The 15,172-nt window shown below is 42.4% G+C and carries 9 protein-coding genes; 1 reads left to right on the plus strand and 8 read right to left on the minus strand.

Annotated elements, in window-relative coordinates; translation table 11 throughout:
* Nucleotides 1-11: 11 nt before the first annotated feature.
* From DWW23_RS12580 to DWW23_RS12610, 7 genes are all read right to left on the minus strand, one after another.
* Nucleotides 12-2,198: a hypothetical protein gene (locus DWW23_RS12580; protein ID WP_147382608.1), complete on the minus strand. Its 2,187-nt coding sequence runs from the start codon at nt 2,196-2,198 to the stop codon at nt 12-14.
* A 33-nt stretch (nt 2,199-2,231) separates the two neighbouring features.
* Nucleotides 2,232-4,751: a hypothetical protein gene (locus DWW23_RS12585; protein ID WP_187576539.1), complete on the minus strand. Its 2,520-nt coding sequence runs from the start codon at nt 4,749-4,751 to the stop codon at nt 2,232-2,234.
* 109 nt (nt 4,752-4,860) lie between these two features.
* Complete coding sequence (locus DWW23_RS12590; protein ID WP_122353639.1) at nt 4,861-6,660, minus strand: RagB/SusD family nutrient uptake outer membrane protein; 1,800 nt, start codon at nt 6,658-6,660, stop codon at nt 4,861-4,863.
* 19 nt (nt 6,661-6,679) lie between these two features.
* Nucleotides 6,680-10,018, minus strand: coding sequence for a TonB-dependent receptor (locus DWW23_RS12595; RefSeq protein ID WP_233564330.1), 3,339 nt, complete (start codon nt 10,016-10,018; stop codon nt 6,680-6,682).
* Nucleotides 10,019-10,278: 260 nt separating this feature from the next.
* Nucleotides 10,279-11,277: a FecR family protein gene (locus tag DWW23_RS12600; RefSeq protein WP_122353640.1), complete on the minus strand. Its 999-nt coding sequence runs from the start codon at nt 11,275-11,277 to the stop codon at nt 10,279-10,281.
* A gap of 139 nt (nt 11,278-11,416) precedes the next feature.
* Nucleotides 11,417-11,977, minus strand: a complete 561-nt coding sequence (locus DWW23_RS12605; RefSeq protein ID WP_122353712.1) for an RNA polymerase sigma factor — start codon at nt 11,975-11,977, stop codon at nt 11,417-11,419.
* Nucleotides 11,978-12,079: 102 nt separating this feature from the next.
* Complete coding sequence (locus DWW23_RS12610) at nt 12,080-12,964, minus strand: hypothetical protein (protein WP_122353641.1); 885 nt, start codon at nt 12,962-12,964, stop codon at nt 12,080-12,082.
* A gap of 509 nt (nt 12,965-13,473) precedes the next feature.
* On the opposite strand from DWW23_RS12610, the gene DWW23_RS12615 reads away from it, so the two are divergent.
* Nucleotides 13,474-13,926, plus strand: coding sequence for a helix-turn-helix domain-containing protein (locus tag DWW23_RS12615; RefSeq protein ID WP_122353642.1), 453 nt, complete (start codon nt 13,474-13,476; stop codon nt 13,924-13,926).
* Between the two features lie 198 nt (nt 13,927-14,124).
* Here DWW23_RS12615 and DWW23_RS12620 read toward each other — a convergent pair whose 3' ends face one another.
* Nucleotides 14,125-15,084, minus strand: coding sequence for an Rpn family recombination-promoting nuclease/putative transposase (locus DWW23_RS12620; RefSeq protein ID WP_122353643.1), 960 nt, complete (start codon nt 15,082-15,084; stop codon nt 14,125-14,127).
* Nucleotides 15,085-15,172: the final 88 nt, after the last annotated feature.

Consider the following 15,172-nt stretch of genomic DNA (forward strand, 5'->3'; position numbering starts at 1 on the left):
TATATATCGTTTTATTTAGCTTTTAAAATTACCGGTTTTATAAATTTACCGGCTGCATTCACCCGGTACATTTTCCATGTTTTATCATTCAAACGCTCCAGGTGGTATTTATTTTCTTCTTTCTGCATCTCTTCTTTTAAAGAGGCGGGAAACACATTGGCTATACGGGCGTCTTCCCAGGTACGGAATGCCTTGAACAACTCATATTTGCGCGGGCATTTCTCCACTGCGGCTTCACTCAACCCAAGCATATAAGTGGCATCCCAGGCAATAGCTTTCGACTGCAGATTCTCGACAACCTGTACGGTCCATTCCGGATTGAAGTTCTGGATACCGAAGGTACACGGAAAATAGTTACTCCTGAGAGCATAACGAAAATCTTTTCCTTCAATGCCCCATTTATTGGTCACAGGGTTGAACATATGATTTCCTCCGCCGATATTGCAAACACTCATATAATGCCAGTTACCTTCGAAGACACAGGACCCCATTACCCTCAGGTAACCGCCGCCCAACAACTCGAACGAATCGAACATCCTGCGCATAAAACGTTTGAAAGAGTACTGCCCGTGTCCCTGGTAAGTAAAACTTTCATAACCGTCGAAGTCGATATAATTCATTCCACCGTCGATCAGCCATTTAGCATAAAAGTCGGCGTACTCGTCCTGCAAACGGATTCCGGGAATAAAACCGTGGTAGCAGTTTATTTGTAGTTTGACCAATTCTTCCCCGGCCATATGAGATGTCGCCTCGGTTTTGTAAGCGCCTCTCTTTACGCCGGTCAATATGTAAGGTTTACGGGTGGTCACCCCTTTATATGTAATCAGTTCTTTGCCCAGACGCAATACATTCGTACCATTGTCATCCCAACCACCATGCTCGTTCAGATAGCTGGTATCTGCAACACAAATCAATGTATCACGGGCATTGACAGACCGTTCGATCCGTGTACGAAGAACCGTACATAAACCCGGATTCGGAATAGGCTGCACATCACTGCTATGAGGTTGTACAAATTCAGTCAAGGTATGTAACCCGTAAGCAATACCCTCCATATTCAGTTGCCGGGTATATTCGCTGATATCTACCTTTTGTCCGTTCAAAGTCACCTTCTTTCCTGCCCAGCGGTCGGCCGGGTTCACGTAGTACTCGCCCAGTCCTTCATCCTGGATCGCCTTTATCCCCAACTGACTGGCATAAGACAGCAGACTGTCATGCGCTCCCCACCAGGCTATATCGGTACGGAATGAAGCCGGGTCTTTCACCCAAATGCCATCCCGTGTTACATAAGGAAGACCTTCGTTCAATACGATTTGTTCGATGACTTTCAAACCTTTATCGTCCGGACATCCGTAAAAGGCTATCGAAGAGCCGGCATAATCGACCGGGATTGTGTCTACTATCAGATGCCGGGGAGCTTTGATTGCCGGAAAATCATTGAAATGAGGATACAAGATAGTCTGGGGAAGCGAACGGTCGCGTGCATGCAAAGCAATGGAAGTTCCGAACTCTGGCTCCAAAGTCGCCCCATTCCCCAATATGAACCGGTAGTAGTCTTCCGGATGAGAATAGAAAGCAACATCGTTATTACCGTCGCCGCCGATCCGGAAACGCTGTCCTTCCTGCAGGCTGTCCGGTAATGGATATTTCTTCGGATCCGGAGAATGGATAATATAACTACTTTGGTACATATCTCCGTTGCACGGAAGGCCACTGGTCGTATTATCATCCAAAGCCATAATGCCGATCGCAAACTCATCGTCGCGCACTACGGAGATTATCTCTCCAAGTGTCTTAGAAATAGTCGTGTTATAAGGTCCCCAGACTACATTATCCACACCGTTTGCAGGGGATACCGAGAGCAGTTCCATCCTTAGATATTCTTCTTTCCGGTCGATCCTGACCTTAGCCACAGAGCCGTTCGGATATGAAAGTGTCATTTCCGCCTCACTCTCATCATATGAAGCAGCTTCCGGATGAATCAACCGGTCATTCTGATATAGGTTCACGAATGCCGGCATGTATTTTTCAGGAATATACTCTTTACCGGATTTGCTTTTCAGACTTTCTATATATCCTTTGTCATTTACGGACAAAATCATATATTTTGTTGTAAACCGGAACAGTTCCCCGGCTTTCAGTGTAGCCAAACAGGACAACAGGAAAATTATTGACAGATATAATCGTTTCTTTTGCATATAATATATTTGATATAAATAGTTAAACTGATCTTACCGGATTGACGGAATGTCAATCATATATTGTTCATAACCTTGCTTTAGTTTCTCTACACGCCGTCTGTCGAATTCATGCAGGAAGTTCTTCAGTACCAGGTTAAAACTAAGTATCTCTTCTTTATTCTGCTTTTCTGCGGGTAAAAGAAAAGCTTTTCCTTCTTTCAGGATAGCACAACCCTTTTCATCGACTCCTTCGAAAGTAGTGCAGGCACGGTAAGCGGCAAGCAATTCTTCCGAGACGCCACGCATCGGAATATCCTGCCAGTCGATCTGAACAGTCCGGACATCCGGACTCAGCACCAGGCAGCCGTCTTCCACGCACGATTTCCCGGCATCGGTCGTAAACCGTACCAACTTCTTAAAATAAGGAATACGGATACGGATAGTCCCCGGCTGTTGCTGAAAGTTCTTCCGGATAGTAACAGTCGCACCTCCCTCTTTAAAGTCCATTCGGGCAGAAACAGTCCCCATCTCTGTCGGAGCTTCTTGAATAACCAACCGTTTACCCGGCTGTACCCATGCCGGAGAAAGAACAGAAAAGAGATAGAGATTCCGTTCTTCCGGTTCCAGGCCAAACTTGCCGCCATATTCATAGACAAGAAAATTACGAATTGTAAATGCGATCTTGGAAGAAGCCCAGGCATGGGGAGGGGGACAAGAAGGTACCTGACGATCTGTCCAGGGACGCACCAGATTTTCAAAACCTTCATAAGTAGAACCGCAATGAAGCAAAATGTGATAGAAGTCGATCAATGCCTGCTTCGTATTACCGCCGACCATATATTGTTCTATCATATTAGCCGTAATATACTGATGAAGATATAATCCATGCCGATAAGTCATGATGCCTTCAGCATATTCTTTCCGTATATGCTGAAGCGTACCCTTTACCATTGGATCATCCGGTGATAATAATTCCGAAGGATAAGCCAGTAACATATTTTCCCAATCGGCATTAGTCATATATTCATCGAATCCCCGCCGGGCAGCTTTCCCTGTAAGAAAAGGATAAAGTCCTGTAGGAACATACCCATCTGCATGGACGGAGACTTCTATACCTTTCATGATATTCTTCCTGTAGGTCTGTTCCAATGCCGACCAGTCATCCGCATCCTTTTTATTTCCCAGTTCGTTTGCTATGCGGACAGCACTCCTTATTCCCAACAATGCCCATACATTGTTTGTGGTATAATGTCCATCGATCATCTCATTGTCATAAGGGACAGCGGGAGGAAGCAATCCATATTTGTTCTTCGCTATTTCCGTTGCTATAAAGTCCACTGCTTTTTGTAAACTGGGGTAGACCTCTTTCATCGTTGACACATCCCGGGTAAAAAAGAAATAGTTGGCCAGATTATACATAATATGCCCTTGTGCCACGGGAGGAGTACCATTATCATGTTCCAGGGCAATATCGGCATAACGTCCATTGGGTTGTTGATAAGATACAGCATTCAGAATGATCATTTTAGCATAATCATTCAGGCCCATCATCAGGCAAGCCATCAAATGTTCTGGGGAAGAGGTCAGGAAAAAATTCGGATAAGGAAGACCGTCGGTAACAGTTTTCTTACCTTTTATCGTGCGTGTTGCCAGTAACAAATGAACAATAGAGGCTTTCAAGCCATCCTGAAATTGTTTTTCAGGGATTTCGTACCTGATTTTGTTCTCTACTTTCTCTTTCCAATAGGAAATCGTACGATCCCTGTAAAATGAATAATCAGCCTGGTCGATTGCCCGGATCACCGAAATCTGATTGGTATCTACCGGAACTTGTGGCATTTTAAATACTAACTCTTTCTCTTCTCCGCTTTTCATCGAGAAATGGTAACGTGCTAAAGCAACTGCCGTTTCTTCATTAATGTTATAATCACTTCCTGAGAAAGATTTTCGATAAGGGACACCATTAACGGCTTCATTCTTTGCTCCTGCGGGGAAAGTATAAAGTAACTTGCCATCACGCAATACTTTTCCATCCCTAATCCCAAAAACATTATCAGAAGAAAAACCTTTGACAATTCCTTCTCTGTTATCCGGATAACAAGCCCTAACAACGGAAGTAAAGTCAGCATCCTGATTGCCGGAAGAAAAATTCTTCATTTTTATTTTCACGAAATTAAGAACCTCCCCGTCATCAAGGGCAGATGCAAAGGTTTCCAGTTCATATTGTACACCGTTATCTTTCCAATCGTACTGAACAATAGGCATCCAACCTTCATAGAATGTTTTCTGCCGTGCCATAAGGGCTGTATTATTCTTTCCATAAAAAAAGCCCAATTCAGCAAAAGTCGTATAAAGTGAGCCGTCGTAAGTAACCTGAGTTATTCCAGCTTCCTCTGACTGAAACGGCATTCCGATCACAGTAGTCGATTTAGCCATATAGCACCACTGTTTTGACGGATCATCAATACCAGGATCAATAACCTTTTTATAAGGAATAAACTCTTGCGCTTCTATAGTTGCCATTTGCAACAGAAGAAGGATAAAAAATAGGATTATTCTGTTTACTTTCATGATTTTAGATTTAAACATACTGTCATAAAAAACATGTGGATAATCACATTGTACTACCCACATGTCATAATTTTCAAGTCTGATCTATCTAAGATAACAAGTTATTCTGTTACTTCAGAGGATCGAATGTTCCTCCCCACTCATTATTCTGCTCCAACTTGGAATTACGATCCAGGTCATTCTTTTTAATGGGATAGAACCAATGGTTCATACTCAGATTGAACTTATAAACCGATTTATCGCCCTCCGGACATTCTATAAAATCGAAACTAAACATTTTACGTACTTCCGGATCAGACATATCGTTCGTCCAATCGAAAGTTGCGGGATCCACTTCTTTACCGGCTATCAACCAAAGGGCGTTACGATGCTTCAGGTTGTTCAGAATGTCGAAACGTTTCCAGCGACGCAAATCTCCCCAACGTTTACCTTCATAAGCCAATTCAATAAAACGCTCATCTATATATGCTTGCCGGATTTCACTTGTCGCAGAAGCGGTAATGCCATATTTTCCATCTTTATTTTCAATACCGGCACGTTTACGGATATCATACAATACCTGAAGTGCTTCGGCTGTTTTACCAACTTCATTCGCACACTCGCCATAATTCAGCAGAACCTCTGCAAAACGAATTTCAATCCAGTCGACAGCAGCATTTCCTACTAAGGCAACCGTCAATGTTTTATCAAGACCTTTCAATTGATGGAAACAGGTATTAGTAGCCTGTTCGCTATCTCCCAACTGGTCTTTTACCATACTGGCATATTGGAAGCCTTTCGGATCATCCGGGTTTTCCACTTTCTTCCAAGCCGGCCAATAACGTTGCCCACCCGTCAGATCGGGTACAGGGTAAACAGTACCCGGACTGAAAATGGTTGCATAGAAACGAGGATCACGATCCAGATAAAACTCATCTACAAATTGAGCATTATAGGCAGGATCGGCAGACAGACGGTCTATATCCAATGTCAGTTTCGTACCATCTTTTTTAGGATAGGCCAAAAGTAAAGGCAGAATAGCCTGATTATTATTCGGATTATCTTTAGTCAGTCGTAACGGACGGATAAGATTCTGATTAAAGGTATGATCCGGATAATAAAACTGGTTAACCATCACTACTTCACAATTACGCTCATCATACCAGATATCTTCGAATTTACCCTGATAAAGACCTTTCCCCTGTGAACGGAGGAATTCCAGTGCTTCCTTATTGGTTTCATAAGCAGCTTGCCAACGTTCCTGATTATTGGAAGGGTTAAACAGCGGACTAGCCCACCACATCATCAGTCTACCTTTATAAGCCATCGCACATCCCTTATCGATACGTCCATAATTTGTTCCGGTCCATGCATCAGGCAACATAGAGATAGCATCATCCAGATCCTTAAAGATTTGGGCCACGCATTCAGATGTGGAATTGCGGGATCTGAATAACGATTCCACATTCGTTACATCCTGGGGTTCAAGAATAAGAGGAACGCCTCCGATCACATTGACCATTCCCCAATAAGCCCATGCTCTCCAGAACAAAGCCTGGCCAACCATTTCCCGTTTTTCTACCTCTGTCAAAACGGAAGGATCGACATTCTCTATTTGCTTCAAAAAGAAGTTTATCTTGTCAATGTTACCGTAGCTTAATCCCTGTCCATTATTATCTACAGATATTTCACCCCGCTGATAATTGGTCATTGATGCATTCCCGTTCATCCCTTCATCGGAATTATTGGCATCACCTAACGGCCATCCGGGTTTCATTCCTCCTTCTATATCAGCCAAAAAAGCACTGATCATTGTTTTATCCGTCCATACATTATCAGGACTAATCGTTCCCGTATTTGTATAATCCAAACTACATCCGTACAGCACCATCGTAAGTAAACCGCACGCTATACTACTTTTTATATTCATAGCTTAAATTGTTTTTTAATTAAAATGAAACATCGATACCAAAGTTAAACGAACGCATAACCGGGAAATCATTTCCCCCACCTAATTCAGGGTCGTAATATTTGAAATGGCTCCAAACAAACAGATTAGTTCCGGTAAAGAACAGACGCACGTTATCGAAAACCTTGTTATAACACATATTTTTCGGGAGATCATAACTCAATGTAAGATATTTCAAACGAACAAAACTAAGGTCCCGCAACCAGAAATTACTGTCGTAATCTCTGTAAGTACTGCTTTGTCCGGAACTTACCTGACGAGGCAACATGGCATCCGGATTTTCAGGAGTCCAGGCATTATCATACCATTCCCCCCACATACGTTGCCATTCATAAGCAGTAGCCACATTTCTGAAATTTTTCTTCTGTCCTAACAAACCGGAAAACATCATATCCAGACTTAATCCTTTCCAGCTGCCACCCAGATTCAATCCGTAAACTATAGGGTAGTTTTTCTCACGAAGCACTACACGGTCCCAGGAGTCGATAGTCCCGTCAGGAACACCATCCGGCCCTGTGATATCCTTATACACCATGTCGCCGACATTCGGCTTCTTCCCATTGATATTATATCCGGGATTAGCAGCCATGTACTCATCCAATTCGGCTTGCGACCGAATGATTTTATCAAAGTCATATCCAATCAGGGTATTCATTGATTTACCTACAGGAATATCAACCCATTGAGCATTTTCTGCATAGTCCTTTTTTATTACTTCATTCCAACCATAAGACATCGTCAAGTTCCCGAAATAAGAGAAATCCCTGCTTTGTCCGCGATACCCAACTGTAACATCTATACCTTGCGCATGAATCTGTCCGTAATTTTCAGCAGGCATACTCAAGCTGAATGAAGTAGGCAACGTATTCTGACGATCTCCTAAAATATCATATGAATTACGGAACCAATAATCGACCGAAGCATTCCAATTATTCAAAAAGCTTATATCTGCTCCAACATTATAACTCAATGCTTTTTCCCATGTTAAATTGGGGTTGACAACACTTCCGTAAGTAATACCTACAGACGGAACCGGAGACGTTCCATAATACACCTTGTTTCCTCCTTTATAAGACTCCTGCCATTGCCATCCTCCAACATTATCATTACCGGTCAAACCTATGGAAGCTCTTAACTTCAAATACTGGACTGCCGATCTGTTAAAGAAGTCTTCTTCCGAAATAACCCATCCGGCAGAACCTGCGGGGAAAAACCCCCAACGCTGATCCGGAGCAAAATTCATAGAACCATCCTGACGAAAAGAAAAATTCAGCAGATATTTGTCGGCATACGAATAGTTAAATTGCCCGATATACGACATACGGCCTGTCGTTGCATCTGTATCTCCGTTGCCCCATGTATCCGACCTCGCGTCACTGGCAGCCCAGAACTGATCGGTCATATATACCGGAAATGTTTCCCTTCCGGCTGTCACACCGGTACTATTAGTTTCTTGCCACTCTGAAACGAGTGCCGCCTGAACACGATGTACCTTATTGAATACATTCTCATAATTCAACTGGAAATTCAATTGCTTGTCTCCTCCCCATTTTGATACTCTCTGAATGTAATCTTTTCCTACCCAGGTCGATTTTCTTGTCCCGATAACTTCTTGTGTACTTACAATACGCCCGTTTGCTCCGTCTTTTTTAACCATTGCCTGGTCATAATTGTGATAAAACTCTTTGTTTGTATTGTGTTTCCAGCTTTGGCTATATGTAACTTTGGCACTCAGTCCTTTCAGGAAAGGAGCTTTATATGTACCACTGATAAGTACTTGAGGTTTCAACTGAGAACCAATATTATATCCACCGGCACCAGTAGTAAATGCGACCAGATTTCCTGTCCAACCTAAATCAATATATTCACCATTTTCTGTTAACATGGGTTCTTCCGGTTTCCATCTTCTTAGTTTCGAATACAATTCTGACGGCCCTTCATAGATCATACTCCCTATTTTATTGTCTGACAATCCAAAGCTGGTAAATACTTCAAAATCTTTTGTAATATCGGCCGTTACATTCATTCTGATATTATATTTATCATGGCTCATCGGACTCAGGAATCCTTCCTGTTTCATATAAGATGCAGCTGCATAATATTTTACCCGATCTCCACCCCCACTTACACTCAGATTATGAGTTTGTGTTGCCGGATTGTGCCACACAGTTTTCAGGTTGTCATATCCATAACCTCCATTGATTGTACGCATATGATCTATTTCTTCCTTCGTCCAGGCAGACGGATCATCTCCAACCATCCGATTATACAACTCTGCCGTCTCTACACCACTGGTTAAGTCCATATTTTTCGTGCGTGTATCGATACTGTATCCGTATGAATAATTGAAAGTCGGTTTACCCCTATTACCTTTCTTGGTAGTAACAATGATAACACCTCCTGCCGAACGTGAGCCGTAAATTGCAGCGGAGGCAGCATCTTTCAACACGGATATATCCTCAATTTCAACAGCACTAAGATTATTAAAATCAGCAGCATCCCGTATTACACCATCAATAACATAGGTAACTACCTGTTCATTCCATGACGAAGCAGTACGAATAGTTATTTTCGGAGTAGAACCCGGAATACCATTGACTGCACCAATATCTACGCCAGCCAATTTACCAGCCAGAAGATTTCCGGTAGCCGTTGTAGGTAATGTCTTCAGGTTATCCGTCACCTTCATATTCGAAATAGCTCCTGTCAAAAGCGATTTTTTCTGCGTGGTATAACCAACAACAACTACTTCATCCAATGTTTGGTTATCTTCATCAAGTATTACAGAAATCATCGTCTTATCACCGATTTTTATTTCTTTCGAAAGATACCCGATATATGAAACTTCAATAACTGCACCTGTCGGTATGTTTATACTAAAGTTTCCGTTCACATCAGAAATTACTCCGTTCGTTGTCCCTTTCTGAATAATATTGGCACCGATAACAGGTTCACCGTTCGTATCCGTTACAGTTCCTTTTAGTAATTTCTTCGGACTGATATCCGCATTCAAAGGGTCAGATTCGGTCAGTACCACCTGCGTTTCTCCTTTTATAGCATACGATACCGATATTTGTTTAGTAACCTGTCCCATTACGGTTTCTATACTCTGATCGTCCGCATCGACAGTGATCGGGATATTCATGCCGGAAAGTCCTTTCTTATAAAAAAAGCGGTATTTGCTCACCTTTTCAATTTGCTTCACCACTTCCGAAGCGGGTTTGTTGTTCATATGTATGGTTATCTGAGCGTGGATCCCTATCAATGGGAAGGTTAACAACAATGTCAGAAAAACCATCTGTTTAAATAAATGCTTCATGTTACTCATTTTTCTTTTAATTAGAAATAAGATGTAGATAAAATAAATGTTTGTAACTTTGTAAGCAGAAGAGTCCTGTTCATAACAGTCGGTCTCCTACATCGACTGTACAAAACTGAGGGATATCTGCTAAAATTGTACATGTGAGGTAGCTCTCTATGAGGGTTACCTCTCTTTTTTGATTCTTTCATTCCTTTCCCATAGGCAATTCGTTAAATTAGACATATTAGTATTTATTTCCGTAGGGTTAACACCCCCTGCTAAGGAGTTCTCCTTTTCAGGAAAACAGTATCTCCTTTATACTCATAGACAACCGGAGTTGTCAGGTTGATAATGTCGATAAAGTTTTCAAGACTGTTGTTACGGATCGTTCCTATGTAACATTCCTTTTTCAACGATTCGTCTTCTATATGGATGGTCGTATTGTACAGGCGGTTCATGATATGAGCGATCTCTTCCAAAGATTCGCCGTCGAAAGAGATTTCATTCTCCCTCCAAAGGGCAATACTGGCCATATTTTCATCCTTATACTGAGTAAAACTCCGGTTCAGCAGATCGACCCGGACCGATTCGTGCGGCTGGAGGATCGCCACATAGTCATCATAGCTGACCCGTACAGAACCCGAAAACAGTGAGGCAATCATCTTATTGTCATTCCTATAAGCATTGATATTGAAGGCCGTACCCAATGCTTCGACCTGCATGCCTTTCGCCTCTACGACAAAGCGTTTCTCCGGATTCTTAGCGACCTCAAAATAAGCTTCCCCTACCAACGCCACGTTACGTTCCTTCATGCCATAATCAGCCGGATAGCTGATCTTCGTATCGGAATTAAGCCATACCTTCGTGCTGTCAGGCAGAGTGACAAAGGCCCGCTGGCCCTTCTCTGCCGATACCGTAAAACTCTGCGCTGCCAGCTGTTTCTGCTTGTGGCTCATATTATAGTTGAGCAGGCTCAAAACGACAATGACGCAAGCAGCCGCTACCTGCGGCCAGATCTTCCAGGAAACGCGCGGACGCAACGGAACGGCCTTCACCTCTTTCTTCTTCTCATCCAGATCCAGATTCAGATTCAACCGGCGATACATACGTTCCTGCACATCACGCGGCATCTCATCCGAACTGTCTTTCCAGGCAGTCTCGAACAACGCAAAGAATTCCTCTTTGGATGCACATTCCCGGAACCATTCCATCAGCTGCCGATTTTCCTCCTCGGTAGTAGTTCCTGCTATCAGACGGTGAAGTAATTCTATTCTCATAATTTAATTCGTATATATATAATAGTCGATTAAGTACTTCAGGTACTTAATCGACCTATGCAATATATTGCATATTTAACTTTAATTCACAAAACACACTGTTATTAACAAGGAAGAAGTCAGGCAAAAGAGCGGCGTTTCACATGGAAAGATAAATGAACAGGAAAGCCACAGCCTTATCTCCCAACACCTTACGAAGTTCCTTCAAGGCATGATAGATATGCACGGCAACCGTACGTTCGGATATAGTCAGTTTTTCTGCTATTTCAGCGTGCGAGAGACTTTCAAAACGGCTCATGATAAATACTTTCCGGCGCATTTCCGGAAATGAAGAGATGACATTGAAGATATATTCCCTCAATGACTCGGCTTCGATCGTTCCTTCGTCCGAATTGGTGATCAAATTACTATCATTGATATCTTCCACCGATTGGTTGTTATGGAATGCCTTTCTCACATAGTTATAGGCCAGGTTACGGGCGATGGTAGCGATATAGGCCTCAAAATTAAGTTCCGGCTGTATCTGTCCGCGCCTCTCCCAAATTGTCAGAAAAAGTTCCTGCACGATATCTTCAGCGGCATCAGAATCATTCAACAGATACAAAACGGTATTGTATACTTTCGGACTATACCGCCAATAAACGGTATTAAAAGCATCCCTATCTCCCTCTTTAAGGCGATACAAAAGTTTACTATCCATATTTATGCTGCTATCCCCCATCATTAAACATAAAATCTTATGTTTCACTATGAAATAATATGTCAAAGATAGCAATTTTATTTATCTTATATAAAAACGGTCCTATCCTCCGGTAACCGTCACATACCGTAAAAGCTCGCAATTCCCATCGATATCCAGTATGCCTTTTTTTAATAATTCGCTTTCCAGCCTCTTAAACGACACCTCTCCCATGTTATGCAATGTTTTCAATTTATCCAGACCTTTGTGTTCTATAACATACTTCATCAAGTCCTCGAGCGTCTCTATATCATTGCCTCTTAACGCATTGACGGTCCTTCTATCCAGCTCGAAAGGGACGGTCAACGGCTTATCCAGTAAGTGCCGCTGGTCCTCTATAGAGATCTTCTCTCCGGAAAACTTTATCCGCAAGGCTAGCGCACTCTCCAATTTCTCTATTCTGGTATTCAACGATATTATCTTTGATTTCAGTACTCTGATTTCTTCTTCTTTCTCTACGCCCTCATCCAGATATTTCCTGACAAATCCGGTCTGAATGCCGATATCCGTCAGGGCATCCTGGAATATGATCTTTACTTTACGCTGTGTAATATTGAGATGTTTTGCCACCTTTCTGATACTTATGTGGGTTGCCAACGCATGAAATACGAATTTCTTTCTCTCGGAGTTAAGCAGATTGCGCATTTCCGTTATGATAAACAGATATTCCGGGGTGAGCTTCTTAAATGATTCGGACAGGAACTCTTTCTCCGTCACATATTTTTTGGGGGATACAGGTTGTGGCTGTGTCTCTGCGCTTTGTTGTTCAGATACGGGAGGTCGTTCAGGCATGGGAGATTGTTTATCAGGCGTTGAAGGGACAACACAAGCTTCCTTCGACGACGTTGCGGCAGGGTCAGGAAGCGGGTTACTTACAAGGCTAAGCTTCGGGTCGTAGGTAAAAAGATGTTTTACATAATCGCGTAATCTAGTTAACAAATTCATCATAATATAAATAGTTTAGTTTAAGTCAAAATATAAAAGAAGAAAGTCAACGCCATGGCTTCTAAAACATTCCCTACAAGGACAAAGGTAACGGATATGATTAAAAAAACAACAGAATAAGCAAGAAAATCAATGTCAAGACTAAAAAACTGCCCTATCCTCACGAACCGAACAGTCATCTACATATTTGAATGAGTCGTATACTTCTTCCAAATATGAATAGTTGGGAGCTTATGGAAAGCTCTAACCCTCTTTTAATGTTTACCAGTCTTATCTCCTTTTTCATTTGTATCTACATTTATGAATCTAAAACCTGTTATTTCTTTCTTACAAAGAAAGGCAGAATATTCCCATACCCCAATATTCATGCCTAGGTAAAAAACATAAACGACTAAGTTTTTTACCTGGCATGCAGGAAAAGAAAAAAGCAAGGCAGATTGTTATTTCCTATATGACAAGCAAGGACTTTATCGTTTTGTCCTTATATTTGTCTCAAATAAACTAAGTTCGATATGGAAAGAGAAACAGAAGAGAAAACCGGAAAGAACGTTCACCAGGGTGCGAACGTCCGCAGATTACGTAATATAATGGGTGTCAAACAAAGCTCATTGGCGGAAAAGCTCGGTACTACGCAGCAAAAGGTTTCACGCATCGAAAGCCAACGGGTGATCGAAAAAGACACATTGCTCCAAATCGCGAATATCCTCCATGTTTCCCCCAAGATCATTGAAGAACTGGATGAGAACCCGCTGTCGATCGTGATTGAGAATAATCATTTTGAAGGGGGAAGCTATAATACAGGAATTGACAACTCAGGTGAAGGGAATTATTATAATACAATCCACCCTCTGGATAAAATCATGGAATTGAACAAACAATCCACCGACCTTTTTGAACGCATGCTGGCTGTTGAAAAGGAAAAGTCCTCCTTGCTGGAACAATTGTTGAAGGAGAAGGGGAAATAAGGCCTGTCTATTATAGCGCATATCTTATCAAAATTGAACCTATTCAGATCGTATTAGGGGACGCAGATGACGCAGAATACGCAGACGCTCGCAGACTTTTTATTTTCTTTAAAACAATATATTATCTGTGTTTATCTGCGCTCGTCTGCGTCATCTGCGTTCCTTAATACAAACCGAATATATATAGCTCAAATATTTCTATAGCTTCTCTATTTCCGCTACCGGCAACCCTGTACATTCGGCAATGTCGGTTGTACTTATGCCCATATGTTTCATGTTAACTGCTGTTTGTCGTAACCTGGTCTTTCCTTCGGCAAGTCCTTCTGCCAGCCCTTCAGCTTTGCCTTTGGCTTCTCCCTCTGCAAGTCCTTCGATCCGACCCTCCCATTTGGCAGTGTCGAGCACATCGTTCTGGATCATGATTACATTCAGATGTTCATCGTATGCATGCCGCTCACTCGTAGACATCGAGTAGTATTTCAGTTTTTCCCGGGCTTCACGAAGACCCGGTGCCGTCGTGTCAGGACGAATCGTTCCGTCTTTCAGATATTCGATCCATTCGTCCAGAGGGGTCATGGCTACTTTATCGAACTCGTTTACACGAATCAGGATATACTCGGGGAAGATATTTGCGGGCAGGCGGGTGATAACGGCATCACGGTCGCGAGTATTGATTCGCAAGCGGTCGCCGGTATGTACACCCGTGAAATGGTTCTGCCCGTGGTAGATATAATCTGTGCCCACGCCGAGGTCGAAATAAAGGATGCTGATGGAGTAGATTTTCTTTATATCCCGATAGCCTTCGCCCAGCGAGATATGCTCGGTGATGGCTTTGGCTACACCGTAAAGGATGCGTTCGAGATAATGCACTTCGCGGGTATTCTGGATTTCGACGATGATGATCTCACCTTTGCTGTTCTTCGCCTTGATGTCGACACGGTTGAACTTGTCACCGGCACTTTCCTGATTGCCTTCGCTTTCAAGAATTTCGAGGATATGGACCTCTTCCCGCAGCATGACGGTCAGGAAACCGTCGAGCACTGCGAAATTGGCCTTCTGACGCAACAAACGTTTGATTGCCCAATCGAAACGGATATACCGGTCCTGCAACTCTTTTCTTTCATTCTCTGCCATGGCTTTCGGATCTAAATTTTTCATAATTAAGTGTTTTATGTGTTATGTAATTCACAAAGATATACATAAATCTCTTATTTAACCTCTCTCCGATCCCCAATATTACCATTCT

Source organism: Parabacteroides sp. AF14-59 (assembly GCF_003479515.1).
GTDB lineage: Bacteria > Bacteroidota > Bacteroidia > Bacteroidales > Tannerellaceae > Parabacteroides > Parabacteroides faecis.

Coding starts and splice junctions, on each gene's coding strand:
- DWW23_RS12580 (WP_147382608.1), bottom strand. CDS start 2,198: ATGCAAAAGAAACGATTATATCTGTCAATAATTTTCCTGTTGTCCTGT.
- DWW23_RS12585 (WP_187576539.1), bottom strand. CDS start 4,751: ATGAAAGTAAACAGAATAATCCTATTTTTTATCCTTCTTCTGTTGCAA.
- DWW23_RS12590 (WP_122353639.1), bottom strand. CDS start 6,660: ATGAATATAAAAAGTAGTATAGCGTGCGGTTTACTTACGATGGTGCTG.
- DWW23_RS12595 (WP_233564330.1), bottom strand. CDS start 10,018: ATGAAGCATTTATTTAAACAGATGGTTTTTCTGACATTGTTGTTAACC.
- DWW23_RS12600 (WP_122353640.1), bottom strand. CDS start 11,277: ATGAGAATAGAATTACTTCACCGTCTGATAGCAGGAACTACTACCGAG.
- DWW23_RS12605 (WP_122353712.1), bottom strand. CDS start 11,977: ATGGATAGTAAACTTTTGTATCGCCTTAAAGAGGGAGATAGGGATGCT.
- DWW23_RS12610 (WP_122353641.1), bottom strand. CDS start 12,964: ATGATGAATTTGTTAACTAGATTACGCGATTATGTAAAACATCTTTTT.
- DWW23_RS12615 (WP_122353642.1), top strand. CDS start 13,474: ATGGAAAGAGAAACAGAAGAGAAAACCGGAAAGAACGTTCACCAGGGT.
- DWW23_RS12620 (WP_122353643.1), bottom strand. CDS start 15,084: ATGAAAAATTTAGATCCGAAAGCCATGGCAGAGAATGAAAGAAAAGAG.